A 26,295-nucleotide genomic window follows, 5' to 3' on the forward strand; every position below is an offset into this window, starting at 1 on the left:
AGCCCTGACCGCCTAAACTGCCAGCCGAAGGGTCACGCGATCGAGCGAACTCTTACACCACGCCTCCGGACTTGGCCTGATCCCGTCCAGCCATGGTTGCTCCGGTAGCGCTAAGTAGTTCTGCGGATTTCTGCTCAGGTGCTCACTCCACGGGTTGCCGGTGATCGCACACAGCTTGCCGATACCGACCTGTAGGGCGGCCAGGTCGTCGACACGGAACGAGAGCCACATGGCTTCTCGCTGGTAGATCGGAGCATCACCCCGCCATGGTGCAGCGGAACACGCGGTAGTTCGTGGGGGCTCCATCGAGCGGTGGGTTGCATTCGGCAAAAGCGCAATTGACGACGCTTACCGGCTGCGGCTGACCGCGAGCCGACTACTCGAGACACAAGTTGTCCCGGTTATCGAACAGCTCGGTCCCGAGGTTTGCCTTGAAGTACCACATGTTGTCGTGCAATCGGGACGCGTCTTTTACGCCGCGTGGTCGGTAAACGAACTCGGCATTTCAGGCCGAAGCGCCACGCCGTTGGTTAACACCGACAGTGTTCTTGCACGCGTGGTGGCCCGCGAATTCCCGGCGGCCACACAACTACCCCACCCCCTCGATGGGACGCCGAGCCAAGTGCAGCGTGTTGTCGCATCGATGCCACAACCACATACAGTCACGCTTGAGATGCGCTGGCATCGCATGGGGCGCGACGTTGCGGTTTCAGATGTCGGGCTTATCACCCGCACACTCAATGGAACTGCGGTCGACGAGTCGGTAACGGCGTGGGATGGCGCCGACATCACGCCGACCTGGGTAGCCGAAGCCTGGGAGCCGGTACCGACGCTTCGTGCACACGCGGCGACGAACTCGGTCGAAGCCGTCATCGTCGAAATCGCGTCACTGCTTGCACTGGGTATTCACGTTGACGATCAATCAGGGTGGTACGCCATATCGATCTCGCAACAAGCGCCCGCGGCGACAGCGCTCGCACGGTGGATTCGCGTCAGCGACGCGGACGACGTCAGCGTTTTCACCGATCCGGCGAAGATCATCCGCTCATCGATAACAAACGCGACGGACGTCTCTGTCAGAGTGCACCCGCTGGGCTCTGTCAAGCCGACCTCTGGGCAGCCGCATCCCCGAACAACCTCCGATGCGCTGGCTGCCTGGTTACCGAATGCGCGGGTAGTGACACCCAACCTTGGCGAACTGCCGCAAGAAATCCGCATCTTGCTGGAGCAGCGTTTCAAGACTTCGGCGACTCGAACCACGTTGCTTATCGGTGCCCGCGTCGCGGAAGTCGTCACCGTTGAGGACGGCCAAGTCTGGCACTACGCAACGAATCTTATGCCAGGCCAGACGGATGCTCGTCGATCCGACAGCATTACACGGGTTTTGCGAGACGAAGGCGTCATCGATCGTGAGGGCCACTTTGGCCCTGACGGGTCGAAATGCCCTTACTGCGAAGGCAGGATCTGCCCAATTTGTGCAGACGATATGGCCTCATGTGACTGTTGCAGCCAACCGATTTGCCGACGGTGCATTCATGAGCCGCAGCCCGGCCTCTGGCTCTGCCCGGCTTGCGCCACGATCCGCCCACCGACCCGCAATGAGGCCCGTCAACATGGACGGATCGTATCGACGCGACACATGCTTATCGGAATCGACGCCCAACACGTCGTCGCTGTGGAGCATGCGAAACACCGATGGCATCGGCGAGGAGCAGATGGCGAAAAGCACGCTATCGCTAGCCCTTCTGTCTCAAAGTTCCTAAGCGAGCGCTTGCCCTGAATCCGCCGGGGCCGCCGCCGTTCATCCCCACGGGTTGACCAGATGGACTCCAGTTTCCGCGAAATGTCGGGTGTTGCGTGTGGCAAGTGCCGCGCGGCGGGATGTTGCGATGCCGGCGATCTGGACATCGCGAATCTCCACCGTGCGGCCAGCGCTCTGGCGCGTCGCTGCAATGGACCCGGCGGCGAGAGCTGCCGATTGGTCGAAGGGCTGGACACGACCATTGAGATCCTCGGCCAGCAGTTGCGAAAACATCTGCTCAAGGCGCTTGCGGCGCCGCCCGCGTTCCAATAGCTCGATGCCGGTGCGTATTTCGAAGACCGTGATCGAAGTAGTCCATATCGACTCGACGGGTTGATCGTCGAGCCATTCCACGACTCGCGGATCAGGGGTGCGCTGCATCAGCGCCGAGAGCACATTGGTGTCGAGCAGAATCATGACTCGAACTGCGCCGGCTGTACCGGCTGGCCCCGTAGCTCGGATATCTCTTGTCTGAGGCCCACACCAGAAAAGCGGGCGGCGATGCGTGAGCCCAGCCTCGCGGGCGGTTCATCGACGCTTCGCACCGCGTTACGCAGGATTTCGCGGACCTCTTCCTCGGTACTGCGCCCGTGCTGGCGGGCCAGGCGCTGCAGTTTGTTTTTGGTGTCGTCGTCGAGCTGACGGATCAGGATCTGTGCCACAACTAAATGCTATCATGCTATCAAATTTGCGGGCCGATCATTTCCACGCACCTTCCCCGCAGGTCAGCCACCGACCATCCCCGCGATCGACGATGGTGCGCCAATTCGCCTGATCTTTGGTCCGCAGCTGCCAATGAGCTTGGTGTACCCGTGCGCGCATGACTCGCATCACGGTCGACGTGAATGACGACTGGCTCAACGCCGCCAAAGAAGTGCTCGGCACCGACACCAAGGTCGCAACCATCAATGCGGCCCTGCGTTCTTTCGCGCTGCGCACGCAAGCCCGCAAGATCGTCGCCGCTCTCGACAGTGTCCCCATGGACTTCACCGATTCGCCGAACTCGTGGCGCTACGGCGCCGGCCGCGACCTGACTCGACTCGAACAGGAGGCACGGGAACCTGAAACGGTCTGATGGCGGGTGACGTCTACCTGGCCGACACAATGAACCGGGCATTGAATGTACATCGCGAGCTGGCCACCACCAGCCAGCACCGCCATTTCCGGCTACCAGACCTGATCATAGCGGCGACAGCGGAGCTAAACGGGGCCACCGTCCTGCATTACGACGCCGATTATGACCGCATCGCCGCCGTGACAGGCCAGGCGACCGAATGGGTGGCGGCCAAGGGATCGCTGTAATGCCCTAACCAGCTGCATGCTTACAGCCGCTCGATGATCGTGACGTTGGCCGTGCCGCCGCCCTCGCACATCGTCTGCAGGCCGTAGCGACCGCCGGTGCGCTCCAACGTGTTGAGCATCGTGGCGAACAGCTTGGCCCCGGTGGCGCCCAGCGGGTGACCTAAAGCGATCGCTCCGCCGTTGGGATTCACCTTTGCCGGGTCGGCCTTGATCTCCTTGAGCCAGGCCATCACCACCGGCGCGAACGCCTCGTTGATCTCGACGGTGTCGATGTCGTCGATGGACAGCCCGGTCTTCTCCAGCGCGTAGCGGGTGGCCGGGATCGGGCCGGTCAGCATGAACACCGGGTCGGCACCGCGGGCACTGATGTGGTGGATGCGGGCGCGGGGCGTGAGCTTGTGGTCCTTGACCGCCTGCTCGGAGGCCAGCAGCACCGCGCTTGCACCGTCCGAAATCTGGCTGGCCACTGCCGCAGTCAGCCGCCCGCCCTCCGACAGCGTTTTCAGCGCGGCCATCTTCTCCAGCGACGTCTCGCGCGGGCCCTCGTCGATCCGGAAACCGTCCACGTCGACGATCTCGTTGTCGAAGTGCCCGCCGCGGATCGCCGCGAGCGCGCGCTGGTGGCTGGTCAGCGCGAATCGCTCCATCTCCTCGCGGGAGATGTTCCACCGCTCGGCGATCAACTCCGCGCCGCGGAACTGCGAAATCTCCTGGTCGCCGTAGCGGTGCAGCCAGTGCTTCGACTCGTTCGTCGGCGAGGTGAAGCCGAATTCCTTGCCCACCACCATCGCCGACGCGATCGGGATCTGGCTCATGTTCTGCATGCCACCGGCCAGGATCACATCGGCGGTCCCGGACATAATCGCTTGCGCACCAAAGGAAACCGCCTGCTGGCTGGAGCCGCATTGCCGGTCGACGGTGACGCCGGGGACCTCCTCGGGATAACCGGCCGCCAGCCACGCGTTGCGGCCGATGTTGCCGGCCTGCCCGCCGAGGGCGTCGACGCAACCGACGATCACGTCGTCCACCGCCGCGGGGTCGACGTCGACGCGGCCGAACAGCCCGTGAAAAGCGGCCACCCCCAAGTCGATCGGATGTACGCCGGCCAGTGATCCGTTGCGCTTGCCGACAGCGGTCCGCACAGCATCGATGACATAGGCCTCAGGCATTTTCAGCTCCTTCTTTGGTGATTCCGCCGAGCACGATGGCGAGGTATTGGCGGCCCACCTGTTCGGCGGTGAGCGGTCCGCCGGGTTGATACCAGCGCACCGACACCCAGGTGGTGTCGCGGATGAATCGGTAAACCAGGTCGACGTCGAGGTCGGGCCGAAAATAGCCCTCTTCGATGCCTTGTCGCAGCACCTCGACCCACATCTTGCGCTGTTCTTTGTTGCGTTGCTCGATGTAGGAGAACCGCGGCTGCGACTGCAAGCGTTTGGCCTCGTCCTGGTAGATGACGACCTGCGCATGGCGGTGTTCGATCGCGTCGAACGACGCCATGAACAGTCCCTTGAGCCGCTCCAGCGGATTGGGTTCGGTGTCAACGATTTCCTGGTAGCGCGCGAATAGCCAGTCCAGAAATCCGCGCAGCACTTCGTCGACCATCTCCTCCTTGGAGGAGAAGTGGTGATACAGGCTGCCGGACAGGATGCCGGCGCCGTCGGCGATGTCGCGCACCGTGGTCGCGCGCAGGCCTCGTTCGGCCATCATCGTCGCGGCCAGTTCGAGAAGTTCCTCGCGGCGGGTCATGGGTGCTGGCTCGAAACCGAAATCACTTCTCCAGTCAGGTAACTGGAGTAGTCACTGGCGAGGAAGGCGATCGTGGCCGCCACCTCCCACGGCTCGGCGGCCCGCCCGAACGCCTCCTCGGCCGACAGCCGGTCGAGCAGCTCCGGCGAACTGGTCTTGTCCAGGAACTTGTGCCGGGCGATGCTGGGTGACACCGCGTTGATCCGCACGCCGTAGTCGACGGCCTCGATCGCGCTGCACCGTGTCAACGCCATCACGCCGGCTTTGGCTGCGGCGTAGTGCGCCTGCGAATGCTGTGCCCGCCAACCCAATACGCTGGCGTTGTTGACGATCACGCCGCCATGGTCGGCGTCGCGGAAGTAGCGCAGCGCCGCCCGGGTGGCTCGGAACACCGACGAGAGCGTGACGTCGAGCACCCGGTCCCATTCTTCGTCGGTCATGTCGACCACCGGGGTCTGCCCGCCCAGCCCGGCGTTGTTGACCAGGACGTCGACGCGGCCCAATCGCGCCGTGGCCGAGGCGATCAGGGCGTCGACCTGCACGCTGGAGGTGACGTCGCACAGCACGTGCTCCACCCGGCCGAGGCCCAGCGCGGAGAGCTCGTCGGCGATCTCGGTGAGGCGCCGTTCGTGGTGGTCGGAGACGACGACGTCGGCGCCCTCGAGCAGCGCGCGGCGCGCGGTCGCCGATCCGATGCCGGTGCCCGCCGCCGCGGTGACGATCACGACTTTCCCGGTCAGAAGTCCGTGTCCGTCAATCTCTTTCGGCGCGACGGCTAACGTCATCCTTTAACCTCTCGGGGTAGGCCGAGCACCCGCTCGGCGATGATGTTCCGCTGGATCTCGTTGGAGCCGCCGTAGATGGTGTCGGCGCGGGTGAACAGGTAGAGCCGCTGCCACTCGTCGAAGTCACCGTCGGCCAACACCAGGCCGGCCTTGCCCTGCACTTCCATCGCGATCTCGCCGAGTTCTCGATGCCAGTTGGCCCACAACAGCTTTGACACGTTGTCTTGTCCGGGCTGCTCAGCGTCCATGGTCGCCAGCGCGTACGACCGCATCGCCCGTAGGCCCGCCCAGGATCGGGTGAGCCGTTCGCGGATCAACGGATCATCGGCGGCGCCAGTGCGTTTGGCGAGTTCCACCACGCCGTTCAGCTCGCGCGCGTAGACGATCTGCTGCCCGAGCGTCGACACCCCGCGCTCGAAGGTCAGGGTGCCCATCGCCACCCGCCACCCGTCGCCGGGCGCGCCGACCACCAGGTCGGCGTCGGTGCGGGCGTCGTCGAAGAACACCTCGTTGAACTCCGAGTCGCCGGTCAGCTGCACGATGGGCCGGATCTGCACCCCGGGCTGGTCCAGCGGCACCAGCAGATACGACAACCCGGCGTGGCGCTTGGAGCCCTTCTCGGTGCGCGCGATCACGAAGCACCACTGCGCCCAGTGCGCCAGCGACGTCCACACCTTCTGCCCGTTGATCACCCACTGGTCGCCGTCGAGCACCGCCGTGGTGGACACATTCGCCAGGTCGCTGCCCGCGCCCGGCTCGGAGTAGCCCTGGCACCACAGTTCGGTGACGTCGAGGATCCGCGGCAGAAACCGGCGCTGCTGGTCGGGTGTGCCGTATTCGATCAGCGTCGGCCCGAGCAGCTCCTCACCGAAGTGGTTGACCTTGGCGGGCGCGTTGGCGATCGCGTATTCCTCGTAGAACGCGACCCGGTGCGCGACCGACAGGCCGCGTCCGCCGTGCTCGACGGGCCAGCCCAGGCAGGTCAGCCCGGCCTTGGCGAGATGCTGGTTCCAGGCGCGGCGCTCTTCGAACGCCTCGTGCTCGCGTCCCGGACCGCCGAGGCCCTTGAGCTTGGCGAATTCGCCGACCAGGTTCTCGGCCAGCCACTCCCGGACCTCGGCCCGGAACTCCTCGACCTGCTGCACCCCTGTAGGCTAACCTACCAAGCACTTGCTTTGTTAGTCCGGTGACGAATTCGCGGAAGAGCCGGGCGTTAAGTCCAGAGGAGCGTCGATGTCGAGCCAGCCGCGGACGATTCCTGCGGCACTGGATCGCATAGCGGGCGAGCTTCCCCGCCACAACGCGCTGGTCACGTCGGATCGCACGCTCACCTTCGCGGAGTTGCGCGACGAGGTGCGCCGGGCCGCGGCCGCGCTGATTGCGCTCGGCGTGGACCCCGGCGATCGGGTGGCGATCTGGTCGCCGAACACCTGGCACTGGGCGGTGGCCTGCCTGGCCACGCACTATGCGGGCGCCACCGTGGTTCCCCTGAATACCCGCTACACCCCCTCGGAAGCCGCCGATATCCTGGCCCGCACCGCCGCTCCGGTGCTGGTGGCGATGGGCGAGTTCCTCGGTTCGGACAGGGTCGCCGGCCTGGATCGCGGCGCCCTCCCCGATTTGCGGCACATCGTGCGGGTGCCGGTCGACAATGACGACGGGACGTGGGACGAATTCGTCGCGCACGGGACCGGCCTGCAGGCCGCCGACGCGCGCGCCGCCGCGGTCAGTCCCGACGACGTCTCCGACATCCTGTTCACCTCGGGAACCACCGGACGCAGCAAAGGCGTGCTGTGCGCGCACCGCCAGTCGCTGGCCGGGTCGGGGGCGTGGGCGGCCTGCGGCAAGATCACCGCCGACGACCGCTACCTGTGCATCAACCCGTTCTTCCACAACTTCGGCTACAAGGCGGGCATTCTGGCGTGCCTGCAGACCGGCGCCACGTTGATCCCGCAGCTGACCTTCGACCCCGAGCAGGCCATGCGCGCGGTGGCCGAACACCGGATCACGGTGCTGCCCGGTCCGCCCACCATTTACCAGACGCTGCTCGACCATCCCAAGCGCGGCGATTACGACCTGAGCTCGCTGAGGTTCGCGGTCACCGGCGCGGCGACCGTGCCGGTGGTGCTGATCGAGCGGATGCAGTCCGAACTCGACATCGACATCGTTCTGACGGCCTACGGCCTCACCGAATCCAACGGGTTCGGCACCATGTGCCGCGCCGACGACGACGCGGTCACCGTGGCCACCACCTGCGGGCGTCCGATCGCCGACTTCGAGCTGCGCATCGGCGAACAAAACGAGGTGCTGCTTCGCGGGCCCAACGTCATGCTGGGCTACCTCGACGACCCATCAGCGACCGCGGCTGCCATCGACGCCGACGGCTGGCTGCACACCGGCGACGTCGGGAAGCTCGACGCCGCAGGCAATTTACAGATCACCGATCGCCTCAAGGACATGTACATCTGCGGCGGGTTCAACGTGTACCCCGCCGAAGTGGAGCAGGTGCTGGCCCGGCTGGACGGTGTGCTCGACGCCGCGGTGATCGGCGTGCCCGACGAGCGGCTCGGCGAAGTGGGTCGGGCGTTTGTGGTAACGCGTCCGGGATTTGAGCTCGACGAGCAGGCGGTGATCGCCTACACCCGTGAGCATCTGGCGAATTTCAAGACCCCCCGTTCGGTGAGGTTTGTCGACACGCTGCCCCGCAACGCGGGCGGCAAGGTGGTCAAACCGCTACTGCGAGAGATGCCCTAGATGGACCTTGACTTCGACGACGAAACCCTGGCGTTTCAAATGGAGGTGCGTGAGTTCCTTGCCGCGCACCGTGATTCATTCCCCTCCAAGTCCTACGACACCGCCGAGGGCTTCGAGCAGCACCGGCGTTGGGACAAGGTGCTCTACGACGCCGGGTTGTCGGTGATCACCTGGCCGGAGCGTTACGGCGGCCGCGACGCGACACTGTTGCAGTGGGTGGTCTTCGAGGAGGAGTACTTCCGCGCGGGCGCCCCCGGGCGGGCCAGTGCCAACGGCACGTCGATGCTGGCACCGACATTGTTCGCGCACGGCACCGAAGAGCAACTCGACCGGGTGCTGCCGAAGATGGCCAGCGGCGAGGAGATCTGGGCGCAAGCATGGTCGGAGCCCGAGTCCGGCAGCGACCTAGCGTCGCTGCGGTCGACTGCCACGCGCACCGACGGCGGCTGGCTGCTCAACGGGCAGAAGATCTGGAGCTCGCGGGCACCGTTCGGCGACAAGGCATTCGGGCTGTTCCGCTCAGACCCTTCCGCCGAACGGCACCGCGGGCTGACCTACTTCATGTTCGACCTGAAGGCTGACGGGATCACCGTGCGGCCGATCGCCCAGCTCGGCGGCGACACCGGTTTCGGCGAGATCTTCCTGGACGACGTGTTCGTCCCCGACAACGACGTCATCGGCCAGGTGAACGACGGCTGGCGGGCCGCGATGAGCACGTCGAGCAACGAGCGCGGCATGTCGCTGCGCAGCCCGGCACGGTTCTTGGCCGCCGCGGAGCGGCTGGCCGGATTGTGGAAAGACAGCGGCGACAAGGCTTTCGGGGACCAGGTGGCCGACGCCTGGATCAAGGCGCAGGCCTACCGGCTGCACACGTTCGGCACCGTGACCAGGCTGGCCGAAGGCGGCGAGCTCGGCGCCGAGTCGTCGGTGACCAAAGTGTTCTGGTCGGACCTCGACGTCGCGCTGCATCAGACCGCGCTGGATATCCGCGGCGCCGACGGCGAGCTGGCCGACTCCTGGACCGACGGGTTGCTGTTCGCGCTCGGCGGCCCGATCTACGCCGGCACCAACGAGATTCAGCGCAACATCATTGCCGAGCGGCTGCTGGGCCTGCCCCGGGAGAAGACCAAATGAGATTCGACCTCGACGAAGGGCAGTGCGATTTCGCGGCCAGCATCGACGCGGCGCTCGCGGCGGCAGACGTCCCGGCCGCGGTGCGGGCCTGGGCCGCAGGCGACACCGCGCCCGGCCGCAAGGTGTGGGCGCAGTTGGCCGACCTGGGCGTCACCGCGTTGATGGTGCCCGAACGGTTCGACGGCATCGGCGCGCATCCGGTCGATCTGGTGGTCGCGGCCGAGCGGCTCGGACGTTGGTGCGTGCCGGGACCGGTCACCGAATCCATTGCGGTAGCACCGATTCTGCTTGCCGACGACGAGCGCTGCGCGGCGCTGGCCGCGGGCGAGCTGATAGCCACCGTCGCGCTGCCGCCGCAGGTGCCGCGGGCCGTCGACGCCGACACCGCGGGCCTGGTTTTGCTGGCCGGTGACGGACAGGTGAGTGCGGCTGAGCCCGGCGCATGCCACGAGTCCGTCGACCCCAGCCGTCGGCTCTTCGACGTCACCGCGGCCGGCTCGTCGTGGGCGGCCGATGTCGCGCGCGCCTACGAGTTCGGCGCGCTGGCCACCGCCGCCCAACTGGTCGGCGCCGGGCAGGCCCTGCTGGACGCCGCCGTCGAGTACGCCAAGCAGCGCACCCAGTTCGGCCGGGTGATCGGCTCGTATCAAGCGATCAAGCACAAGCTCGCCGACGTGCATATCGCGGTCGAGCTGGCCCGACCGCTGGTCTACGGCGCGGCGCTGTCGCTGGCCACCGGCTCACCGGACACTGTCCGCGACGTGAGCGCCGCCAAGGCCGCGGCGTCGGAGGCCGCGCTGCTGGCCGCCCGCTCGGCGCTGCAGACCCACGGGGCCATCGGCTTCACCGCCGAACACGACCTGTCGCTGTGGCTGCTGAGGGTCCAAGCGTTGCGGCCGGCCTGGGGCGATCCCGCCGCGCACCGGCGACGGGTATTGGAGGCCTTATGAGTGACGAACGAGAACTGCTGCGCGAGACCGTCGCGGCACTGGTCGCCAAACACGCGTCGCCGGACTCGGTCCGCCTGGCGATGGAATCGGAACGCGGCTACGACGAAACGTTGTGGCGGCTGCTGTGCGAACAAGTCGGTGCCGCCGCCCTGGTGGTACCCGAGGAATACGGTGGCGCCAGCGGCAGTCTCGGCGACGCCGCCGTCGTCGTCGAGGAACTCGGCAAGGCTCTGGTGCCCACCCCGTTGCTGGGCAGCACGCTCACCGAACTGGCGCTGCTCGCCGCCGACAAGCCGGACACCGACGCGTTGGAGCGGCTGGCTCAGGGCGCCGCGATCGGCGCCGTGGTGTTCGACCCCGACTACGTGGTGAACGGCGATATCGCCGACGTTGTTATCGCGGCCGACGGCGACAAACTCATCCGGTGGACCGCGTTCAGCGCCGAGCCCGTCGCCGCCATGGATCCGACCCGGCGGCTGGCCCGGGTTACCGCGCAGAGCACGGCGCCGCTCGGCGACGATCCCGGCCTCTCCGACACCGCAGCCATCCTGCTGGCCGCCGAGCAGATCGGCGCGGCGGCACGCTGCCTGGAGCTGACCGTCGCCTACACCAAGGAGCGGGTGCAGTTCGGCCGGCCGATCGGCAGTTTCCAGGCGCTCAAGCACCGGATGGCCGACCTGTACGTCGCGGTGCAGTCCGCGCGTGCGGTGGTCAACGACGCCGTCGCGAAACCATCGCCGACCTCGGCGGCGCTGGCCCGAGTGGCGGCCAGCGAAGCGTTGTACACGGTGGCCGCCGAAGGTATTCAGCTGCACGGCGGCATCGCGATCACCTGGGAACACGACATGCAGCTGTATTTCAAACGGGCACACGGCAGTTCGCAGTTGATCGGCCCGCCGCGCGAATACCTGCGCCGGCTGGAATCCGAAGTGTTCTAACGTGGCGCTATGAACGACCGCGTCGCGTTGCGCGCCGGGATCCCGCCGTTCTACGTGATGGACGTGTGGCTGGCGGCCGCCGAGCGTCAGCGGACCCATGGCGACCTGGTGAACCTGTCGGCGGGGCAACCCAGTGCGGGCGCCCCCGAGCCGGTGCGCACCGCCGCCAAAGCCGCGCTGGACAGCAGCCCGCTGGGTTACACGGTGGCGCTGGGCATTCCGGAGCTTCGCGCGGCGATCGCGGCGTCGTACCGAGACAGGTACGCGCTGGCGGTCAATCCCGACGAGGTGGTGATCACGACAGGGTCGTCGGGAGGGTTCCTGCTGACGTTCTTGGCGTGCTTCGACGTCGGCGACCGGGTGGTGGTCAGCAGTCCGGGCTACCCGTGCTACCGCAACATTTTGACGGCGCTCGGGTGTGAGGTGGTCGATCTCGAGTGTGGGCCGGAGACCCGATTTCAGCCCACGGCACAGATGCTGGCCGAACTCGACCCGCCGGTGGCCGGCGTGGTGGTGGCCAGCCCGGCCAACCCGACCGGCACGGTCATTCCGCCGGCGGAGCTGGCGGCGATCGCGTCGTGGTGTGATTCCGCCGGGGTGCGGCTGGTCAGCGACGAGGTCTATCACGGGCTGGTCTACGAGGGCGCGCCGGAAACAAGCTGCGCCTGGCAGACGTCGCGAAACGCGGTGGTGGTCAACAGCTTTTCCAAGTATTTCGCGATGACGGGCTGGCGGCTGGGCTGGCTGCTGGTGCCGGCCGAGCTGCGCCGCGCGGTGGACCGCCTGACCGGCAATTTCACGATCTGCCCGCCGGTGTTATCGCAGCACGCCGCCGTTGCAGCGTTCACCCCCGAGGCGGTGGCCGAAGCCGACGGACACCTGCACCAGTACGCAATCAACCGCAGGCTCTTGCTGGACGGTCTCCGCGGCATCGGCATCGACCGGCTGGCGCCCACCGATGGCGCCTTCTACGTCTACGCCGACGTGTCAGACTACACCGACGACTCGATGGCCTTCTGCTCGAAACTGTTGGCCGACACCGGTGTTGCGATTGCGCCCGGCATCGACTTCGACACCGTGCATGGTGGATCGTTCGTCCGGTTGTCGTTCGCGGGCCCGACCGGCGATATCGAAGAGGCGTTGCGGCGCATAAGGGTGTGGCTGCAAAGGTGAGCCTTGTCATCTCCGACCACGAACGGGCCGCACTGGCGCAGGTGAGTGAGTTCCCGTTGTTCGCGGCCATTACCGGACGGCGGTCACGGCGATTTCCCGTCGGCGGCCGGATCCCGGCCGGCGCGCTGGCCTACACCAGTCGACGGCCGGTCCAGCCGCTGTCGGAAGTCGAACGGGCGCTGATGATTTCGGTCACCGGCGGCGTCACCGGCTGGCACTACGGCATAACCCATAACCCGGGCTACGCGCCGTCACTGCCCAACTATTCGGGCAGCGCGACCGGTCGAACTTTCCCGTCGGCGGCGGGCTTTCACACCAGCCAGCTGTTCTTCACCGACGACACCGGCACGTACATGCTGCCCAGCCGCGACGCGCAGCCGCGCCAGTCCGACAGTATCGAGGACTGGATCAGCCACACTGCGGACTCGTATGTGCGGATTTCGGACACTCGCCTGGAGCTGCCGCGCGAGGAACCCCACATGGAGGGCCACAACCTCTGGATCGCCAACCACCCCGGCAGCCTGCTGGCATTTCCGGTGGCCGATCTCGCCGAGCACCTGATGGAAAACCTGTGGTTCTTCGCCGCCAACGGCTATCTGATCACCGATGACGTCACCGGTCGCAATATCCCGGGCACCGAACACTTTTCGTCACTACCCCATGCCGACGACCCGATCCCGTTGTCGTTTGTCGAGCAGTACACGCTGACGGAGGCGAGCGCAGAACTTGCCATCGCCGCCAACAACGGGGCCTTGGCGCTGCAGGCACTGGGACTGGGCGGCTGGATCTACGACGGCCTGAATCGATTGTCGGTGCTGGACGGGCTGGGATTCGTCGCAGACCAAGACGACCGTTGGCCCTTCCCGAACGTCACCGGGCTGCCCGGATACTTCGAGACGCTCAGCCCGCCGCATGTGCCGTCGGTCGCAGAAGGGGTGGACACGCTCGTCGCCCGCAAGTACGGCCCCGGTGGTCCCTTTCACCCGGACACACCCGGACCGTGGTCGGATACACCGACGGTGCGCGCCTCGGCGCTGCCGTTCGACGGTATACGGGAGCTCGTCACCCTCGAAGCGTCATATATCTACGACACCTTCGGCAAGTTGCCCGGCACCGTGCCGACCGTGCACGTGCTGATGTACCTACAGGCACAACACCTGGACACCGATTTCTACGACGAGTTCTTCGCGCCCGGCGCCTACCTGCCGACGCACGCCGAGCATCAGGCCCGCTGGCATTCCGAACGTTAATCCCACTGCTCGTCGGCCACGTCGGGAATGCAGTGGTAGGCGATCACCGGAGTGCCGGGCTGCGCCACGCCCCCGAACACATTGAGGCACGGACCGATCGGGCTGGTGATGTGGCCGTCGGGTTGGTGAGCCCACTGCTCGTTAGCCGTGTTGGCCTGACACGGCGCGAGGGTCACCGGGGTGTTATCCGCTGCGCCGCTGATGTTTACGCAATACCCCGGAAAGGCCGCGCTCTCGAGCTGCCCGGCAGAGTTGAAAAGCCACAGCTGGGATTTCGACCCGTCGCAGGGGTTGACCATCGTGGCGGCGTTGTTTCCGTTCGGACTGTCGAGGCACCAATTGCCCAGCCTGCTCCGTAACTGGACCGGGTCGGCACTCGCCACGCCTGCGCTCAGCAGCGCGGCACCCAAAACCGCGCCGACCAGGAGAACGATCCGGCGCATTTCAGTCCCATCATCGCACCGCAGCCGTCGCAGCGACAGACCAACGTCCTACAGCCAGGTGTCCTGGGTGGTCGTCGTCAGGAAGGCCTCGAGGTCGTCGCGCCACTGCGCCGGGGTGGTCTTGTCGGGTTCGATGCCGGTGTAGTCGCCGCGATAGAACAGCAGCGGCCGCGGCTTGATCTTGGGCACCTCGGACAGTGATTTCACCGCCCCGAATACCACGAAGTGGTCGCCGCCGTCGTGCACCGAGTGCACCGTGCAGTCGATGTAGGCAAGCGACCCGTCAATGACCGGCGAACCGAGTTCCGATGGGGTCCAGTCGATCCCGGCAAATTTGTCGGCCTCCTTGGAGCCGAACCGCGCCGAGATGTGCTTCTGCCCCTCGGTGAGCACGTTGACGCAGAACTTTCCGCTGGCCTCGATGGCCTGCCACGACCGCGACACCTTGGTGGGGCAGAACAGCACCAGCGGCGGCTCCAGCGACAGCGCCGCGAACGACTGGCAGGCGAAGCCGACCGGCGAGCCGTCGTGCACGGTGGTGATGATCGTGATCCCGGTGCAGAACTGACCCAGCACGTTGCGGAACGTGCGCGGGTCGATCGGCGCGGCGCTCACTGGTTCCGGGCACCTACCGTGAAGTCGTGGCCCCACAGGCTCACCGCGGTGCTTTCCCGGGCAATCCAGTCGCTGTCGTCGACTTTTCTTCCCTCACAACCGAATTCGACGTCGAATCCGCCGGGCGTCTTCATGTAGAACGACAGCATCAGGTCGTTGACGTGCCGGCCCAGCGTCGCCGACATCGGCACCTTGCGACGCAACGCCCGATCCAGGCACAGCCCGACGTCGTCGGAGTTCTCCACCTCGATCATCAGGTGCACGATGCCGCTCGGGGTCGGCAGCGGCAGGAAGGCGAGGCTGTGATGACGCGGATTGCAGCCGAAGAACCGCAGCCAGGCCGGGGCTCCGTCGGCGGGGCGACCGACCAATTGCGGCGGCATCCGCATCGAGTCGCGCAGTTTGAAGCCGAGCACGTCGCGGTAGAAGTGCAGCGCCTCGGCGTCGTCGCGGGTGGACAGCACCACATGGCCCAGGCCCTGCTCGCCGGTGACGAATTTGTGCCCGTACGGGCTGACGACCCGGCGGTGCTCGAGCGCGGCGCCGTGGAAGACCTCCAGGCAGTTACCCGACGGATCGGAGAATTGGATCATCTCGTCGACGCGCCGATCCGCCAGCTCGGCGGCGGTGGCTTCCTTGTACGGTGTGCCCTCGACGTCGAGGCGGTTGCGGATCTCTTGCAGCCCTTCGGCGTTCGCGCATTCCCAGCCGGCTGCAGACAGCCGGTCGTGTTCGCCGGGCAGGATCACCAGCCGGGCCGGGAAGTCGTCCATCCGCAGGTACAGCGCGCCTTCGGTGGTGCCGCTGCCCTCGACCATGCCGAGCACCTTCAGCCCGTATTCGCGCCAGGCCGCCACGTCGGTGGCCTCGATGCGCAGATAGCCCAGCGACCGGATGCTCATCACACGCCTCCCAGAAAGTCGATGGTCAGCTTGTTGAACTCGTCGAACTTCTCCACCTGTGCCCAATGTCCACACTGCCCGAAAACGTGGAGCTGCACACGCGGAATCGTCTTCACGGCGACCAGCGCGCCGTCGAGCGGGTTGACCCGGTCCTCACGGCCCCAGATCAGCAGCACGGGCTGGCGCAGCCGGTACACCTCGCGCCACATCATGCCGAGCTCAAAGTCGGCCCCAGCGAACGACTTTCCCATCGCGATCGTCGCGGCCAGCGATTCGGGTGTGCTGGCCAGCGCGAAGCGCTCCTCGATCAGCTCGGGCGTGATCAGCTTCTGGTCGTAGACCATCACCCGCAGGAAAGCCTCGAGGTTTTCCCGTGTGGGTTCGACGGAGAACTTGCCCAGCCGCTTGACCCCTTCGGTGGGGTCGGGCGCAAAAAGGTTGACGCTGAGCCCACCCGGGCCCATCAACACCAGCCGGCCGGCCCGGTCCGGGTAGTCGAGCGCAAAGCGGACGGCGGTGCCCCCGCCCAGCGAATTGCCCACGAGTGGAACACGTCCCAGCCCCAACTGGTCGAAAAGCCCGTGCAGCGCCCTGGCGGCGTAACGGTTGAACTGCCCGTGCTCGGCGCGTTTGTCGGAGTGGCCGTAGCCCGGTTGGTCGACGGCCAGCACGTGAAAATACTGCGCCAGCACGGCGATGTTGCGGGAGAAGTTCGTCCAGCTTGACGCCCCCGGGCCACCGCCGTGCAGCAGCACAATTGTCGGGCCGCTGCCGGCTTCGTGATAGTGCAGCTTCAGCGGCCCGTCGACGTCGACCTCGGCGAAGCGCGAGGTCGACTCGAACGTCAGCTCCTCGGTGGCGGTCATACCATCGTGTCGCCGGGCGGCAGCCCGAACTCGTGGTTCCCGAAGATCACGTAGGCCCGCTCGGGGTCGTTGGCGGCGTGCACCCGGCCGGCGTGTGCGTCGCGCCAGAACCGTTGGATCGGAGCATCGTTGGCCAGCGCGGTGGCGCCGGACGCCTCGAACAGGCGGTCAACGGAGGCGATCGCCCGGCCGGTGGCGCGTACCTGGTCGCGGCGGGCACGTGCCCGCAGCTCGAAGGGAATCTCCTTGCCGGCCACCAGACATGCGTACTCGTCGCTGACGTTGCCGATCAGCTGCCGCCACGCCGCGTCGATGTCGCTGGCGGCCTCGGCGATGCGGACCTTGGCGAACGGGTCGTCTTTGGCTTTCTCCCCCGCGAATGCCGCACGGATCCGTCTGCCCTGGTGCTCGACGTGCGCCTCGTAGGCGCCGTAGGCCATGCCGACAATCGGTGCCGAGATCGTGGTGGGATGCACTGTGCCCCAAGGCATCTTGTAGACAGGCGCGGTGTTGGTCTCATAACCGCCCGCGGTGCCGTCGTTCATCGCCTTGTAGGACAGGAAGCGATGGCGCGGCACGAATACGTCCTTGACGACGATCGTGTTGCTGCCGGTGCCGCGCAGCCCGACCACGTGCCAGACGTCTTTGATCTCGTATTCGGTACGCGGGATCAAAAAGCTGCCGAAGTCGACCGGCCGGCCGTCCTTGATGACCGGGCCGCCCAGGAAGCACCAGGTGGCGTGGTCGCAGCCCGACGACCAGTTCCACGACCCGCTGACCAGATAGCCGCCTTCGACGACGGTGCCGGCGCCCATCGGGGCGTACGACGAGGAGATCCGGACCGTCGGGTCCTCGCCCCATACCTCCTCCTGGGCCTTCTGGTCGAACAGCGCCAAGTGCCAGTTGTGCACCCCGATGATGGATCCCACCCAGCCGGTGGAGCCGCAGGCGCTGGCCAGCCGTCGCGCCGCCTCGTAGAACAGCGCCGGGTCGCATTGCAGGCCACCCCACTGCTCGGGCTGCAGCAACGTGAAGAAGCCGACCTCGTCGAGCGCCTTGACGGTCTCGTCGGGCAGTCGGCGCAGATCCTCGGTGGCCTGAGCGCGCTCGCGCAGCTGGGGAAGCAAGTCGTCGATGCCGGCTAGGACCGCCTGCGCGTCACGCTGTTGAATAGAGGCTGACATAGCAGCAAGACTAGAACACGTTCCGATTTGTGTCGAGCAGGGTATTCCTGCGGCAGGTAGCGCTACCTAGTGGGTTTTCTGTAACCTGTTCTAGTTATGACGGGAGGAAGGGCCGGGTGGTGACGGACATCGTTCCCGACGAGCCGCTCGGCAGCCACGTCCTGGAGCTGCAGGTCGCCGACGTCGTCGCCGAGACCGACGACGCGCGGTCTTTGGTGTTCGCCGTTCCGGACGGCGCAGATATTCCGGCCGACCGGCTGCGTTACGCGCCCGGCCAGTTCCTGACGCTGCGCATCCCCAGCGAACGCACCGGCTCGGTGGCCCGCTGCTATTCGCTGTGCAGCTCGCCGTTCACCGACGACGCGCTGACCGTCACCGTCAAGCGGGACAGGGACGGCTACGCGTCGAACTGGATCTGCGACCACGCCCACGCGGGCATGCGGATCCACGTGCTGGCGCCGTCGGGCAACTTTGTGCCCAAGACCCTCGACGACGACTTCCTGCTGATCGCCGGCGGCAGCGGGATCACCCCGATCATGTCGATCTGCAAGTCGGCGCTGTCGGAGGGCAGCGGACAAGTGGTGTTGCTGTACGCCAACCGTGACGATCGTTCGGTGATCTTCGGCGACGCGCTGCGCGAGCTCGCCGCCAAGTACCCCGACCGCCTGACGGTCGTGCACTGGCTGGAGTCGCTGCAGGGGCTGCCGAGCGCTACCGCGTTGGCGCAGCTGGCCGGCCCCTACACCGACCGGCAGGCGTTCATCTGCGGGCCCGGGCCGTTCATGCAGGCCGCACGGGAGGCCTTGGATGCGCTGAAAGTGCCTGCGGCCCAAGTACATCTCGAAGTGTTCAAGTCACTGGAGTCCGATCCGTTCGCCGCGGTGAAGGTCGAAGACTCCGGCGACGAGCCACCGGCTACCGCGGTGGTGCAGCTCGACGGCGAAACCCACACGGTGTCATGGCCGCGCGGCGCCAAGCTGCTCGACGTGCTGCTGGACGCCGGCCTCGACGCGCCGTTCTCCTGCCGCGAGGGCCACTGCGGCGCGTGTGCGTGCACCCTGCGCAAGGGCAAGGTGACCATGGAGGTCAACGACGTCCTCGAGCAGCAGGACCTCGACGAGGGCCTGATCCTGGCGTGCCAGTCGCACCCGGAGACCGATTCGGTCGAAGTCACTTATGACGAATAGCCGCGAGCGTTAGGTTCTTGTGGTGATCAAGCGGCTGGGTGTGGCACTGACGGGTCTCGTGGCGGCGTTGGCGTTGGCGTCCCCGTCGTCGGCGGCGAGCAATACCGCGACCACGTTGATGCCGGTCGACGAGGCGACCCAGCTGGAGACGCGCGTCCTGCTCGACTGCCATAAGCCGACCGGCAGCTGCGACTTCACCGTCGGGGCCGACTTGCGGACGCCCGACGGGGTGACCGGATTCCCGTCCGATCTCTGGGCGCGCCAAAGCACCGAATTCCGCTCGCCGAACCGGATGGCCTACCTCGACGTGCATGCCGACGGTCAGTACGAGCGGATCATGAAGCAGGGCGGCACCGACGTGATGACCGACATCTACATGGGTGAGGGCCCGCCGGAGAAATACCAGAGCAGCGGTCGGATCGACTCGACCGACTGGCACAACGGGCAACCGAAGACCGACGTGAGCGTCATCGTCTGCACGCACATCCAGGTGGTCTACAGCGGGGTCAACCTCACCTCGCCCAGCACCTGCGCGCAGACCACGTTTTCCTGAGTCGCGAAACGTCGCTCAGGGTCGTGATCCCGCACGAATCACGACCCTGGCAGCAATCTCGCGGGCACTAACCGCGCCTCGCCGTAATAGCTGGCATGCCCTGATTGACCGCTAGCCGCGCGGCAGGCCGAGCAGCCGTTCGGCGGCCACAGTCAACAGGATCTGCTCGGTCCCGCCGGCGATCGTCAGGCAGCGGGTGTTGAGGAAGTCGTGCACCGTCTTGTTCTCGACCAGCCCGCCTCCGTCGGACAGCTCCATCCGGAATTCGGACAGCGCCTGACGGTAGCGGACCCCAATCAGCTTGCGGGCGCTCGATTCTGCGCCGGGGTCCTGACCGCCCACAGCCAATTGGGCAATGCGCTGGTCTAGCAGCGAGCCGACTTGAGCCGACAGGATCAACGCGCCGAGCCGGTCCTGCTCGGCGGGATCGAGATCAAGCGCGGCGACCGTGCGAAGCAGCTCTTCCATCGGATTGCCCAGCGCGGTGCCGTGAGCCATCGCGACCCGCTCGTTGGCCAACGTGGTGCGCGCCAGCCGCCAGCCGTCGTTAACCGCGCCGACCACCATGTCGTCGGGCACGAACACGTCGTCGAGGAAGACCTCGTTGAACAGGTCGTCGCCGGTGATCTCGCGCAGCGGCCGGATCTCGATGCCGGGCGAGGACATGTCGACCAGGAAGTAGGTGATGCCTTTGTGTTTCGGGGCGTCGGGATCGGTACGCGCAAGACAGACGCCCCACTGCGCCTTGTGCGCCGCCGACGTCCACACCTTCTGCCCGGTCAGCTTCCAGCCGCCGTCGACGCGGACGGCCTTGGTTCGCAGCGACGCCAGATCCGAGCCGGCGCCCGGCTCGGAAAACAGTTGGCACCAAAGAATTTCACCGCGCAGGGTGGCCGGAATGAACTGCTCGATCTGGGCCGGTGTGCCGTGTTCGAGGATGGTGGGCGCAGCCCACCAGCCGATCACCAGATCCGGCCGCTCCACCCCGGCCGCGGCCAGCTCCTGATCGATCAGCAACTGCTCGGCGGGAGACGCGTTGCGCCCGTAAGGCTTCGGCCAGTGCGGCGCCTGCAGTCCCGCCTCGGCCAGCGCCGCCTGCCGCTTTTCGACGGGCAGCGCGGCGATCTTTCCGACCGCGGCGCTGATCTCCGGTCGTAAATGCGCGACGGAATCCAGGTCGATGTGCAGTTCGCGCCGAATTCCCTGCTGCGTCAACGCCGCAACGCGGCGCAGCCAGCGTGACCCGCCACCGAGAAACTGCCCGATGCCGTAGGCGCGGCGCAGGTACAGATGCGCGTCGTGTTCCCAGGTGATGCCGATGCCGCCGAGCACCTGGATGCAGTCTTTGACGTTGGCCTTGGCGGCCTGGATACCGGTGGCGGCGGCGACCGCGGCGGCGATGGACAGCTGCTGGTCGCCGACTTCGCTGGCGGCGCGGGCGGCGTCGGCAGCTGCGACGGATGCCTGCTCAGCCCGCAACAGCATCTCGGCGCAGAGGTGCTTGACGGCCTGGAAACTGCCGATCGGCTTACCGAACTGCTCGCGGACCTTGGCGTAAGCGACAGCGCTCTCCAGCGCCCACCGCGCCACCCCGGCCGTCTCGGCAGCCAGTACCGTCGCGGCCAGGTCCTCCAGCTGCGGGGCGTCGAGCACGGTGGCCGGCGCCGACGTCAGCACCACCCGCGCCAGCGGCCGGGAGAAGTCGGTGGCCTGCAGGGGCTCGACCGTCACGCCGTCTGCGGTGGCGTCGACGAGCAGCCACGTGTCGCCGGCCGGCAGCAGCAACAGGCCCTGGGCGTCGGCCCCCAGCACCCACGGCAGGCTGCCCGACGCCCGCGAGCCGTCGAAGTCCACGTCGCCGACCAGCGCCACCCCGGCGACGCGGTCACCGGACGCCAGCGCGCCGCGCAGTTGCGGGTCGGTCACCACCAGTGTGGCCAGCGCCGTCGTCGCAACCGGGCCGGGAACCAGCGCCTTTGCCGCCTCGTCGACCATGGCGCACAGATCGTCGATGCTGCCGCCCGCGCCGCCGCAGTCCTCCGGAACCGCCACACCGAACAGCCCGAGCCCGGCCAGGCCGTCGTACACGGTCCGCCAGGCCTCGGGCTTGCCCTGCTCGATGTCGCGGACCGCGGCCGTCGTTCCTGCGCCGCCGGCCCAATCGCGCACCAACTCACGCGCCGCGAACTGTTCGTCGGTGATGGTGGCTGGCACGTTGAGGCTCCTCGGTCGACTAGAACGTGTTCTAATAGTGCCAGCGATCGGCCGTCAAGTCGAACGCCATCGCAGCAGGACGCTCCGGTGTCCGCGTTGCAGCGAGATGGGAAATTCGCGCTCTGCGTGCGTATCGTTTGAGCGGGAACGCAACAGAAGGAGCTGCCCGTCACATGTCGTCGCCAGCGAACGCCAATTCGGGCCGCCCCGGGGATGCACAGCCCCGCGAGGTCATGAACGTGGCGGTTTTGGCCGAGTCCGAGCTCGGGTCCGAGGCGCAGCGGGAGCGTCGCAAACGCATCCTGGACGCGACGATGGCGATTGCCTCCAAGGGCGGCTATGAGGCGGTTCAGATGCGCGCGGTGGCAGACCGGGCGGACGTCGCGGTCGGCACGCTGTACCGCTATTTCCCGTCGAAGGTGCATTTGCTGGTCTCGGCGCTGGGCCGGGAGTTCGAGCGCATCGACGCCAAGACCGACCGGTCCACGCTGACCGGCGGAACGCCGTATCAGCGGCTGAACTTCATGATCAACAGGCTCAACCGCGCCATGCAGCGCAATCCGCTGCTGACCGAGGCCATGACCCGTGCGTACGTGTTTGCCGACGCGTCCGCGGCCGGCGAGGTCGACCACGTCGAGAAGGTCATCGACTCGATGTTCGCCCGGGCGATGGCCGAAGGCGAACCGACCGAGGAGGAGTACCACATCGCCCGGGTGCTCTCGAATGTGTGGACCTCCAACCTGCTCGCCTGGCTGACCCGTCGCGCATCGGCGACCGACGTGAGCAAGCGGCTGGACCTGGCGGTGCGGCTGCTGATCGGCGACCAGGAGCACCCGAAGATTTAGCTGCGGCGGCTAGCCCGGCGGACCGGCCGTGCGTCCTCGGACCAGCGTGGTTTCCAGCAGTTCGACCGACGGGTGGGTTATATCGCCGCGCAAGAGCTCACCGGCGCGACGGCCCTTGTGCAGGCTCGGCTGTGCGACCGTGGTCAGTCCGCGGCGGCGTGCGTCGGGCACGCCGTCGAAGCCGGTGACCGTCATCTGACCCGGCACATAGATGCCCCGGCCGCGCAAGTAGTCCATCGCCGACAGAGCGAGCACGTCGGCCGTGCACATCAGCGCTGTAATCCGCGGGTTCGCCTGCAGCGCGATCTCGGCGGCGACGCCGCCCGACGTCGGCGTGTGCTCGTAGCTTTCGACGACAGTCAGCGAGTCCGGGTCCAGTCCGGTCGCCGTCATCGCATCACGCACGCCGTGAATGCGCTCGGCTTGCACCTGGAACGTGGCAGACCTCAGCCGGCCCACGTTGACCACCCCTTCGCGGCGGTCCCGCCGTAGCCGCATGCTCAGCAGCCCAATCTGCCGATGGCCCAAGCCCAGTACGTGGTCGGCGAGTTCGCGCATCGCCGCCCGGTCGTCGATCCCGACCCGCGACGTGCCCGGAACGTCTTTGGGCTGGTCGACCACGACGACCGGCAGCCGTCGCTGCAGCGCGACCTGCAAGTAGGGGTCGTCGTCGGACACCGAGTACACGACGAAGCCGTCGACGCCCGCCGCGAGCACCGACTCGGAGCCCTTGGCCACCGTCCGGCTCGGCCCGACGGCAATCAGCATCAGCCCCTGACCCCGTTCCTCACACGACTGTGCCAGTCCCGCAACGAAATCCAGCGCTGCGGGGTCGCTGAACGAATAAGTCAGCGGTTCGGTGCTGACCAGACCGACCGCGCCGGCCTTGCGGGTACGTAGTGACCTCGCCACCGGATCGGGGCCCGGATACCCCAGCCGTTTCGCGGCGGCCAGCACCCGCTCCCGCAGTTCGGGCGACAGTTGGTCGGGCCGGTTGTAAGCGTTCGAGATGGTGGTCCGCGACACCTTGAGCTCAGCGGCGAGCGATGCCAGGGTCGCCCGCCGTCGCGGCGTGGGACTCATGTCCCGTGACGCTACCGGGTCAGGTTCGCTCGCCACGGGCTACCGGCCGCGCGGGATCCGAAATCCACTCCGACCACGAGCCGGGAAACAACGCCGCGTCCACCCCGACGGCGGCCAGCGCCGCGACGAGCACCGAGGCAGTGATCCCTGAGCCGCAGTAGGCGCCGGTGTCTGCGTCATGTCCGGCGAACAGCCGGGCCAGCTCGTCGTCGGGCAGGAAAGTTCCATCGCCGGCCAGCAGGCTGGTGCTCGGCACGTTGGTGGCACCCGGGATGTGGCCGGCGACCGGGTCGACTGGCTCGACATCACCGCGAAAGCGTTCGGGTGCTCGCGCGTCGAGCAGCACGCCCACGGCGGCTACCTGCTCTGCCGTCAGCGTGCGCCGGGCTCCGGCGTACAGGTCACTGTGCGACACCGTGACGTCTGAAGGCTCGGGTGTGACACTGCGGGCCTCGAGCGCGCCGCCGGCCGCGACCCATGCACTCAAGCCGCCGTCGAGGATGCGGACGTCGTCGAGCCCCGCCGCCGTCAACACCCACCAGGCCCGCGCCGAACCGGCCCGATTCCAGTCGTCGTAGGCCACCACCGGCACACCTCGACGGACGCCCCACCGTCGCGCGGCCGCCTCCACGCTGCGGCCGGACGGCAGCGGATGGCGGCCCCGGCCGGTGACCGCATGATCGGTCAGCTCGTCCTCCAGCGACACGTACACCGCGCCCGGCAGGTGGGCCTGCCGGTAGGCGGCACGTCCGTCGGGCTCGCTGAGCTGCCAGCGCACATCGAGAATCGTCACCGGTTGACCCTCGTCGAGCTGCTTCGCCAACTCGGTCGCGGTGATCAAGACCTCGGCACGCGTGCTCTCCACAGCCCTAAGCTAGCGACGTGGCCTCCGCCGTGGATCTCAACGCCGACCTGGGTGAGGGCTTCGGCGTCTGGCGCCTCGGTGACGACGACGCCATGCTCGGCATTGTCACCAGCGCCAACGTGGCGTGCGGCTTTCACGCGGGCGACCCGGCCGGGCTGTTGCGGGTCTGCCGCACCGCGGCCGAACGGAATGTGCGCATCGGCGCGCAGGTGAGCTACCGCGATCTGGCCGGCTTCGGCAGACGCTTCATCGACGTCACCGCCGACGACCTGCTCGCCGACGTCGTCTACCAGATCGGCGCCCTGCAGGGGCTGGCACAGGCCGCCGGCTCGGCGGTGTCCTACGTCAAACCCCATGGCGCGCTGTACAACACGATCGTCACCAACCGCGAGCAGGCCGCCGCGGTCGCCGAGGCGGTGCGCTCGGTGGACCCCGGATTGCCGGTGCTGGGGCTGGCGGGTTCGGTGTTTTTCGACGAGGCCCGTCAACGCGGGCTTCGCGCCGTGCCGGAGGCGTTCGCGGATCGCGCTTACCGGCCGGACGGCCGGCTGGTGTCCCGACGCGAGCCCGGCGCGGTGCTGCACGATCCGGCGGCGATCGCCGAACGGGTGGTGGGTATGGTGACCAACGGCTCCGTCACCGCCGTCGACGGCTCGATGATCTCCATAAGCGTGGAATCTGTTTGCGTACACGGTGATTCACCGGCAGCGGTACAGATCGCCGAGGCGGTGCGCGATCGGCTCGACGCCGAAGGTATCGACCTGAAGGCGTTCAGCTGATGTGGCTGCGGCCCGGTCGCCCCGACATCGCCCGGTACGCGCACCGCTTCACCGTGCCGGCCGCGGATTCCGGTACGCCGCTGGCGGTGACGTGGATGGGAGTATCCACGCTGCTGCTCGACGACGGGTCGTCGGCGCTGATGACCGACGGCTACTTCTCCCGCCCGAGCCTGGCAAGGGTCGCGTTGCGCAAGGTAGCTCCCTCGCCGGCCCGGGTCGACGGCTGCCTGGCCCGCGCCAAGGTCTCGCGACTGGAGGCCGTGATCCCGGTGCACACACACATCGACCACGCGCTGGATTCCGCGTTGGTGGCCGACCGCACCGGCGCGCTGTTGGTCGGCGGCGAATCGGCCTCCAACGTGGGCCGCGGCTACGGCCTCCCCGCCGACCGCATAGTTGTGGCGGCGTCCGGTGCGCCAATTGTGTTGGGCGCCTTCGAGGTGACGTTGATCGAGTCGCATCACTGCCCGCCCGATCGGTTTCCCGGCGCGATCACCGCGCCGGTGGTCCCGCCGGTGAAGGCGTCGGCCTACCGGTGCGGCGAGGCCTGGTCGGCGATCGTGCACCATCGACCGTCGGGCCGGCGCTGCTTGATCCAGGGCAGCGCCGGTTTCGTCACGGGCGCGCTATCCGGGCAGCGCGCCGACGTCGCCTACCTCGGCGTGGGACAGCTTGGCCTGCAGCCGGAAAACTACCTCGCTGACTACTGGGCCGAGACCGTGCGTGCGGTGGGTGCGCGCCGAGTGGTGCCGATACACTGGGACGACTTCTTCCGCCCGCTGTCGAAACCGTTGCGGGCGTTGCCCTATGCCGGCGACGATCTGGACGCTTCGATGCGTGTCCTCGACCGGCTGGCCGCGCAGGACGGAATCAAACTGGATATGCCGACGGTGTGGCGACGCGAAGATCCTTGGAACTGAAGA

Annotated in this window: 29 protein-coding genes; 14 read left to right on the forward strand and 15 right to left on the reverse strand. The window is 67.2% G+C overall.

Translation table 11 applies throughout. The features are described from left to right. Positions 1-12: 12 nt before the first annotated feature. Positions 13-231 carry a hypothetical protein gene (locus AWB95_RS01030; protein WP_169714619.1) on the reverse strand — a complete coding sequence of 73 codons (219 nt, stop codon included), beginning with the start codon at positions 229-231 and terminating at the stop codon, positions 13-15. A gap of 412 nt (positions 232-643) precedes the next feature. On the opposite strand from AWB95_RS01030, the gene AWB95_RS22830 reads away from it, so the two are divergent. Beyond that, positions 644-1,780: a hypothetical protein gene (locus AWB95_RS22830; RefSeq protein ID WP_142358465.1), complete on the forward strand. Its 1,137-nt coding sequence runs from the start codon at positions 644-646 to the stop codon at positions 1,778-1,780. A gap of 21 nt (positions 1,781-1,801) precedes the next feature. Here the strand turns inward: AWB95_RS22830 and AWB95_RS01035 are convergent, their stop codons facing one another. Together AWB95_RS01035 and AWB95_RS01040 are read right to left on the reverse strand one after the other, a co-directional pair. Next, positions 1,802-2,218: a type II toxin-antitoxin system VapC family toxin gene (locus tag AWB95_RS01035; RefSeq protein ID WP_062538846.1), complete on the reverse strand. Its 417-nt coding sequence runs from the start codon at positions 2,216-2,218 to the stop codon at positions 1,802-1,804. Continuing rightward, positions 2,215-2,463, reverse strand: a complete 249-nt coding sequence (locus AWB95_RS01040) for a FitA-like ribbon-helix-helix domain-containing protein (RefSeq protein ID WP_062538845.1) — start codon at positions 2,461-2,463, stop codon at positions 2,215-2,217. Before AWB95_RS01040 ends, AWB95_RS01035 begins: the two co-directional genes overlap by 4 nt. A gap of 158 nt (positions 2,464-2,621) precedes the next feature. On the opposite strand from AWB95_RS01040, the gene AWB95_RS01045 reads away from it, so the two are divergent. Both AWB95_RS01045 and AWB95_RS23425 read left to right on the forward strand, forming a co-directional pair. Next, positions 2,622-2,876, forward strand: coding sequence for a DUF2191 domain-containing protein (locus AWB95_RS01045; RefSeq protein WP_062538844.1), 255 nt, complete (start codon positions 2,622-2,624; stop codon positions 2,874-2,876). Continuing rightward, complete coding sequence (locus AWB95_RS23425) at positions 2,876-3,103, forward strand: PIN domain-containing protein (RefSeq protein ID WP_198157749.1); 228 nt, start codon at positions 2,876-2,878, stop codon at positions 3,101-3,103. The genes AWB95_RS01045 and AWB95_RS23425 overlap by 1 nt, the downstream gene beginning before the upstream one ends. 20 nt (positions 3,104-3,123) lie before the next feature. Here the strand turns inward: AWB95_RS23425 and fadA6 are convergent, their stop codons facing one another. The 4 genes from fadA6 to ipdE1 are packed head-to-tail and all read right to left on the reverse strand — an operon-like array spanning position 3,124 to position 6,782. Beyond that, positions 3,124-4,272: a steroid 3-ketoacyl-CoA thiolase FadA6 gene (gene fadA6 / locus AWB95_RS01055; RefSeq protein ID WP_062538843.1), complete on the reverse strand. Its 1,149-nt coding sequence runs from the start codon at positions 4,270-4,272 to the stop codon at positions 3,124-3,126. Beyond that, on the reverse strand, positions 4,265-4,852 hold the full coding sequence (gene kstR2 / locus AWB95_RS01060) for a TetR family transcriptional regulator KstR2 (protein ID WP_062538842.1): 588 nt from the start codon (positions 4,850-4,852) through the stop codon (positions 4,265-4,267). Before kstR2 ends, fadA6 begins: the two co-directional genes overlap by 8 nt. Continuing rightward, positions 4,849-5,637 (reverse strand): (5R,7aS)-5-hydroxy-7a-methyl-1-oxo-2,3,5,6,7,7a-hexahydro-1H-indene-carboxyl-CoA reductase, encoded by a 789-nt coding sequence (ipdF, locus tag AWB95_RS01065; RefSeq protein ID WP_085167460.1) that lies wholly within the window; start codon positions 5,635-5,637, stop codon positions 4,849-4,851. Before ipdF ends, kstR2 begins: the two co-directional genes overlap by 4 nt. After that, the gene (gene ipdE1 / locus AWB95_RS01070; protein ID WP_062538841.1) at positions 5,634-6,782 is read right to left on the reverse strand and encodes an acyl-CoA dehydrogenase IpdE1; all 1,149 of its coding nucleotides are present in this window, start codon (positions 6,780-6,782) and stop codon (positions 5,634-5,636) included. Before ipdE1 ends, ipdF begins: the two co-directional genes overlap by 4 nt. Before the next feature lie 88 nt (positions 6,783-6,870). Between ipdE1 and fadD3 the strand changes: the two genes are divergently transcribed. The 6 genes from fadD3 to AWB95_RS01100 are packed head-to-tail and all read left to right on the forward strand — an operon-like array spanning position 6,871 to position 13,836. Further along, complete coding sequence (gene fadD3, locus AWB95_RS01075) at positions 6,871-8,391, forward strand: 3-((3aS,4S,7aS)-7a-methyl-1,5-dioxo-octahydro-1H-inden-4-yl)propanoate--CoA ligase FadD3 (RefSeq protein WP_062538840.1); 1,521 nt, start codon at positions 6,871-6,873, stop codon at positions 8,389-8,391. Further along, positions 8,392-9,525, forward strand: a complete 1,134-nt coding sequence (locus AWB95_RS01080) for an acyl-CoA dehydrogenase family protein (protein ID WP_085167462.1) — start codon at positions 8,392-8,394, stop codon at positions 9,523-9,525. Further along, complete coding sequence (locus AWB95_RS01085) at positions 9,522-10,475, forward strand: acyl-CoA dehydrogenase family protein (RefSeq protein ID WP_085167464.1); 954 nt, start codon at positions 9,522-9,524, stop codon at positions 10,473-10,475. The genes AWB95_RS01080 and AWB95_RS01085 overlap by 4 nt, the downstream gene beginning before the upstream one ends. After that, positions 10,472-11,413 (forward strand): acyl-CoA dehydrogenase IpdE2, encoded by a 942-nt coding sequence (gene ipdE2 / locus AWB95_RS01090; protein ID WP_062538904.1) that lies wholly within the window; start codon positions 10,472-10,474, stop codon positions 11,411-11,413. The genes AWB95_RS01085 and ipdE2 overlap by 4 nt, the downstream gene beginning before the upstream one ends. 9 nt (positions 11,414-11,422) lie before the next feature. After that, positions 11,423-12,586 (forward strand): pyridoxal phosphate-dependent aminotransferase, encoded by a 1,164-nt coding sequence (locus AWB95_RS01095; RefSeq protein ID WP_062538903.1) that lies wholly within the window; start codon positions 11,423-11,425, stop codon positions 12,584-12,586. After that, entirely contained in the window at positions 12,583-13,836 is a 1,254-nt protein-coding gene (locus AWB95_RS01100) for a hypothetical protein (RefSeq protein ID WP_062538902.1), read from the forward strand. The genes AWB95_RS01095 and AWB95_RS01100 overlap by 4 nt, the downstream gene beginning before the upstream one ends. On the opposite strand, the gene AWB95_RS01105 is transcribed toward AWB95_RS01100, so the two are convergent. The 5 genes from AWB95_RS01105 to hsaA are packed head-to-tail and all read right to left on the reverse strand — an operon-like array spanning position 13,833 to position 17,846. Beyond that, positions 13,833-14,279 carry an Rv1419 family lectin gene (locus AWB95_RS01105; RefSeq protein ID WP_062538901.1) on the reverse strand — a complete coding sequence of 149 codons (447 nt, stop codon included), beginning with the start codon at positions 14,277-14,279 and terminating at the stop codon, positions 13,833-13,835. The two genes, AWB95_RS01100 and AWB95_RS01105, sit on opposite strands and share 4 nt — an antisense overlap. Before the next feature lie 48 nt (positions 14,280-14,327). Next, on the reverse strand, positions 14,328-14,894 hold the full coding sequence (gene hsaB / locus AWB95_RS01110; RefSeq protein WP_062538900.1) for a 3-hydroxy-9,10-secoandrosta-1,3,5(10)-triene-9,17-dione monooxygenase reductase subunit: 567 nt from the start codon (positions 14,892-14,894) through the stop codon (positions 14,328-14,330). Then, the gene (hsaC, locus tag AWB95_RS01115) at positions 14,891-15,796 is read right to left on the reverse strand and encodes an iron-dependent extradiol dioxygenase HsaC (protein WP_062538899.1); all 906 of its coding nucleotides are present in this window, start codon (positions 15,794-15,796) and stop codon (positions 14,891-14,893) included. Before hsaC ends, hsaB begins: the two co-directional genes overlap by 4 nt. Then, positions 15,796-16,662 (reverse strand): 4,5:9,10-diseco-3-hydroxy-5,9,17-trioxoandrosta-1(10),2-diene-4-oate hydrolase, encoded by an 867-nt coding sequence (hsaD, locus tag AWB95_RS01120; RefSeq protein WP_062538898.1) that lies wholly within the window; start codon positions 16,660-16,662, stop codon positions 15,796-15,798. Before hsaD ends, hsaC begins: the two co-directional genes overlap by 1 nt. After that, on the reverse strand, positions 16,659-17,846 hold the full coding sequence (gene hsaA, locus AWB95_RS01125; protein WP_062538897.1) for a 3-hydroxy-9,10-secoandrosta-1,3,5(10)-triene-9,17-dione monooxygenase oxygenase subunit: 1,188 nt from the start codon (positions 17,844-17,846) through the stop codon (positions 16,659-16,661). Before hsaA ends, hsaD begins: the two co-directional genes overlap by 4 nt. 119 nt (positions 17,847-17,965) lie before the next feature. Between hsaA and AWB95_RS01130 the strand changes: the two genes are divergently transcribed. Both AWB95_RS01130 and AWB95_RS01135 read left to right on the forward strand, forming a co-directional pair. Next, a complete protein-coding gene (locus AWB95_RS01130) occupies positions 17,966-19,033 on the forward strand; it encodes a ferredoxin--NADP reductase (protein ID WP_062538906.1) in 1,068 nt (355 codons plus the stop codon). A 25-nt stretch (positions 19,034-19,058) separates the two neighbouring features. After that, positions 19,059-19,586, forward strand: coding sequence for a hypothetical protein (locus AWB95_RS01135; RefSeq protein ID WP_180276023.1), 528 nt, complete (start codon positions 19,059-19,061; stop codon positions 19,584-19,586). Positions 19,587-19,697: 111 nt separating this feature from the next. Here the strand turns inward: AWB95_RS01135 and AWB95_RS01140 are convergent, their stop codons facing one another. Then, positions 19,698-21,800 carry an acyl-CoA dehydrogenase family protein gene (locus AWB95_RS01140; protein WP_085167465.1) on the reverse strand — a complete coding sequence of 701 codons (2,103 nt, stop codon included), beginning with the start codon at positions 21,798-21,800 and terminating at the stop codon, positions 19,698-19,700. A gap of 239 nt (positions 21,801-22,039) precedes the next feature. Between AWB95_RS01140 and kstR the strand changes: the two genes are divergently transcribed. After that, positions 22,040-22,645, forward strand: a complete 606-nt coding sequence (kstR, locus tag AWB95_RS01145) for a cholesterol catabolism transcriptional regulator KstR (protein WP_163659790.1) — start codon at positions 22,040-22,042, stop codon at positions 22,643-22,645. Positions 22,646-22,654: 9 nt separating this feature from the next. Here the strand turns inward: kstR and AWB95_RS01150 are convergent, their stop codons facing one another. Next, the gene (locus tag AWB95_RS01150) at positions 22,655-23,728 is read right to left on the reverse strand and encodes an Rv3575c family transcriptional regulator (protein WP_062540359.1); all 1,074 of its coding nucleotides are present in this window, start codon (positions 23,726-23,728) and stop codon (positions 22,655-22,657) included. A gap of 19 nt (positions 23,729-23,747) precedes the next feature. Then, positions 23,748-24,593, reverse strand: a complete 846-nt coding sequence (locus AWB95_RS01155; RefSeq protein WP_085167467.1) for a sulfurtransferase — start codon at positions 24,591-24,593, stop codon at positions 23,748-23,750. 17 nt (positions 24,594-24,610) lie between these two features. Between AWB95_RS01155 and AWB95_RS01160 the strand changes: the two genes are divergently transcribed. Together AWB95_RS01160 and AWB95_RS01165 are read left to right on the forward strand one after the other, a co-directional pair. Then, a complete protein-coding gene (locus tag AWB95_RS01160; protein WP_085167469.1) occupies positions 24,611-25,372 on the forward strand; it encodes a LamB/YcsF family protein in 762 nt (253 codons plus the stop codon). Next, a complete protein-coding gene (locus tag AWB95_RS01165; protein WP_062541673.1) occupies positions 25,372-26,292 on the forward strand; it encodes an MBL fold metallo-hydrolase in 921 nt (306 codons plus the stop codon). Before AWB95_RS01160 ends, AWB95_RS01165 begins: the two co-directional genes overlap by 1 nt. Positions 26,293-26,295: the final 3 nt, after the last annotated feature.

The organism is Mycobacterium celatum (assembly GCF_002101595.1).
In the GTDB taxonomy this organism is placed as follows: domain Bacteria; phylum Actinomycetota; class Actinomycetes; order Mycobacteriales; family Mycobacteriaceae; genus Mycobacterium; species Mycobacterium celatum.

Bases quoted from the DNA above. Each gene is read 5' to 3' on its own strand.
- hsaD (WP_062538898.1), bottom strand. From the start codon at position 16,662: ATGACCGCCACCGAGGAGCTGACGTTCGAGTCGACCTCGCGCTTCGCC.
- fadD3 (WP_062538840.1), top strand. From the start codon at position 6,871: ATGTCGAGCCAGCCGCGGACGATTCCTGCGGCACTGGATCGCATAGCG.
- AWB95_RS22830 (WP_142358465.1), top strand. From the start codon at position 644: ATGCCACAACCACATACAGTCACGCTTGAGATGCGCTGGCATCGCATG.
- AWB95_RS01105 (WP_062538901.1), bottom strand. From the start codon at position 14,279: ATGCGCCGGATCGTTCTCCTGGTCGGCGCGGTTTTGGGTGCCGCGCTG.
- AWB95_RS01165 (WP_062541673.1), top strand. From the start codon at position 25,372: ATGTGGCTGCGGCCCGGTCGCCCCGACATCGCCCGGTACGCGCACCGC.
- hsaC (WP_062538899.1), bottom strand. From the start codon at position 15,796: ATGAGCATCCGGTCGCTGGGCTATCTGCGCATCGAGGCCACCGACGTG.
- AWB95_RS01095 (WP_062538903.1), top strand. From the start codon at position 11,423: ATGAACGACCGCGTCGCGTTGCGCGCCGGGATCCCGCCGTTCTACGTG.
- AWB95_RS01030 (WP_169714619.1), bottom strand. From the start codon at position 231: ATGTGGCTCTCGTTCCGTGTCGACGACCTGGCCGCCCTACAGGTCGGT.
- AWB95_RS01150 (WP_062540359.1), bottom strand. From the start codon at position 23,728: ATGAGTCCCACGCCGCGACGGCGGGCGACCCTGGCATCGCTCGCCGCT.
- fadA6 (WP_062538843.1), bottom strand. From the start codon at position 4,272: ATGCCTGAGGCCTATGTCATCGATGCTGTGCGGACCGCTGTCGGCAAG.
- ipdE2 (WP_062538904.1), top strand. From the start codon at position 10,472: ATGAGTGACGAACGAGAACTGCTGCGCGAGACCGTCGCGGCACTGGTC.
- kstR2 (WP_062538842.1), bottom strand. From the start codon at position 4,852: ATGACCCGCCGCGAGGAACTTCTCGAACTGGCCGCGACGATGATGGCC.
- AWB95_RS23425 (WP_198157749.1), top strand. From the start codon at position 2,876: ATGGCGGGTGACGTCTACCTGGCCGACACAATGAACCGGGCATTGAAT.
- AWB95_RS01045 (WP_062538844.1), top strand. From the start codon at position 2,622: ATGACTCGCATCACGGTCGACGTGAATGACGACTGGCTCAACGCCGCC.
- AWB95_RS01035 (WP_062538846.1), bottom strand. From the start codon at position 2,218: ATGATTCTGCTCGACACCAATGTGCTCTCGGCGCTGATGCAGCGCACC.
- hsaA (WP_062538897.1), bottom strand. From the start codon at position 17,846: ATGTCAGCCTCTATTCAACAGCGTGACGCGCAGGCGGTCCTAGCCGGC.
- ipdF (WP_085167460.1), bottom strand. From the start codon at position 5,637: ATGACGTTAGCCGTCGCGCCGAAAGAGATTGACGGACACGGACTTCTG.
- AWB95_RS01080 (WP_085167462.1), top strand. From the start codon at position 8,392: ATGGACCTTGACTTCGACGACGAAACCCTGGCGTTTCAAATGGAGGTG.
- AWB95_RS01085 (WP_085167464.1), top strand. From the start codon at position 9,522: ATGAGATTCGACCTCGACGAAGGGCAGTGCGATTTCGCGGCCAGCATC.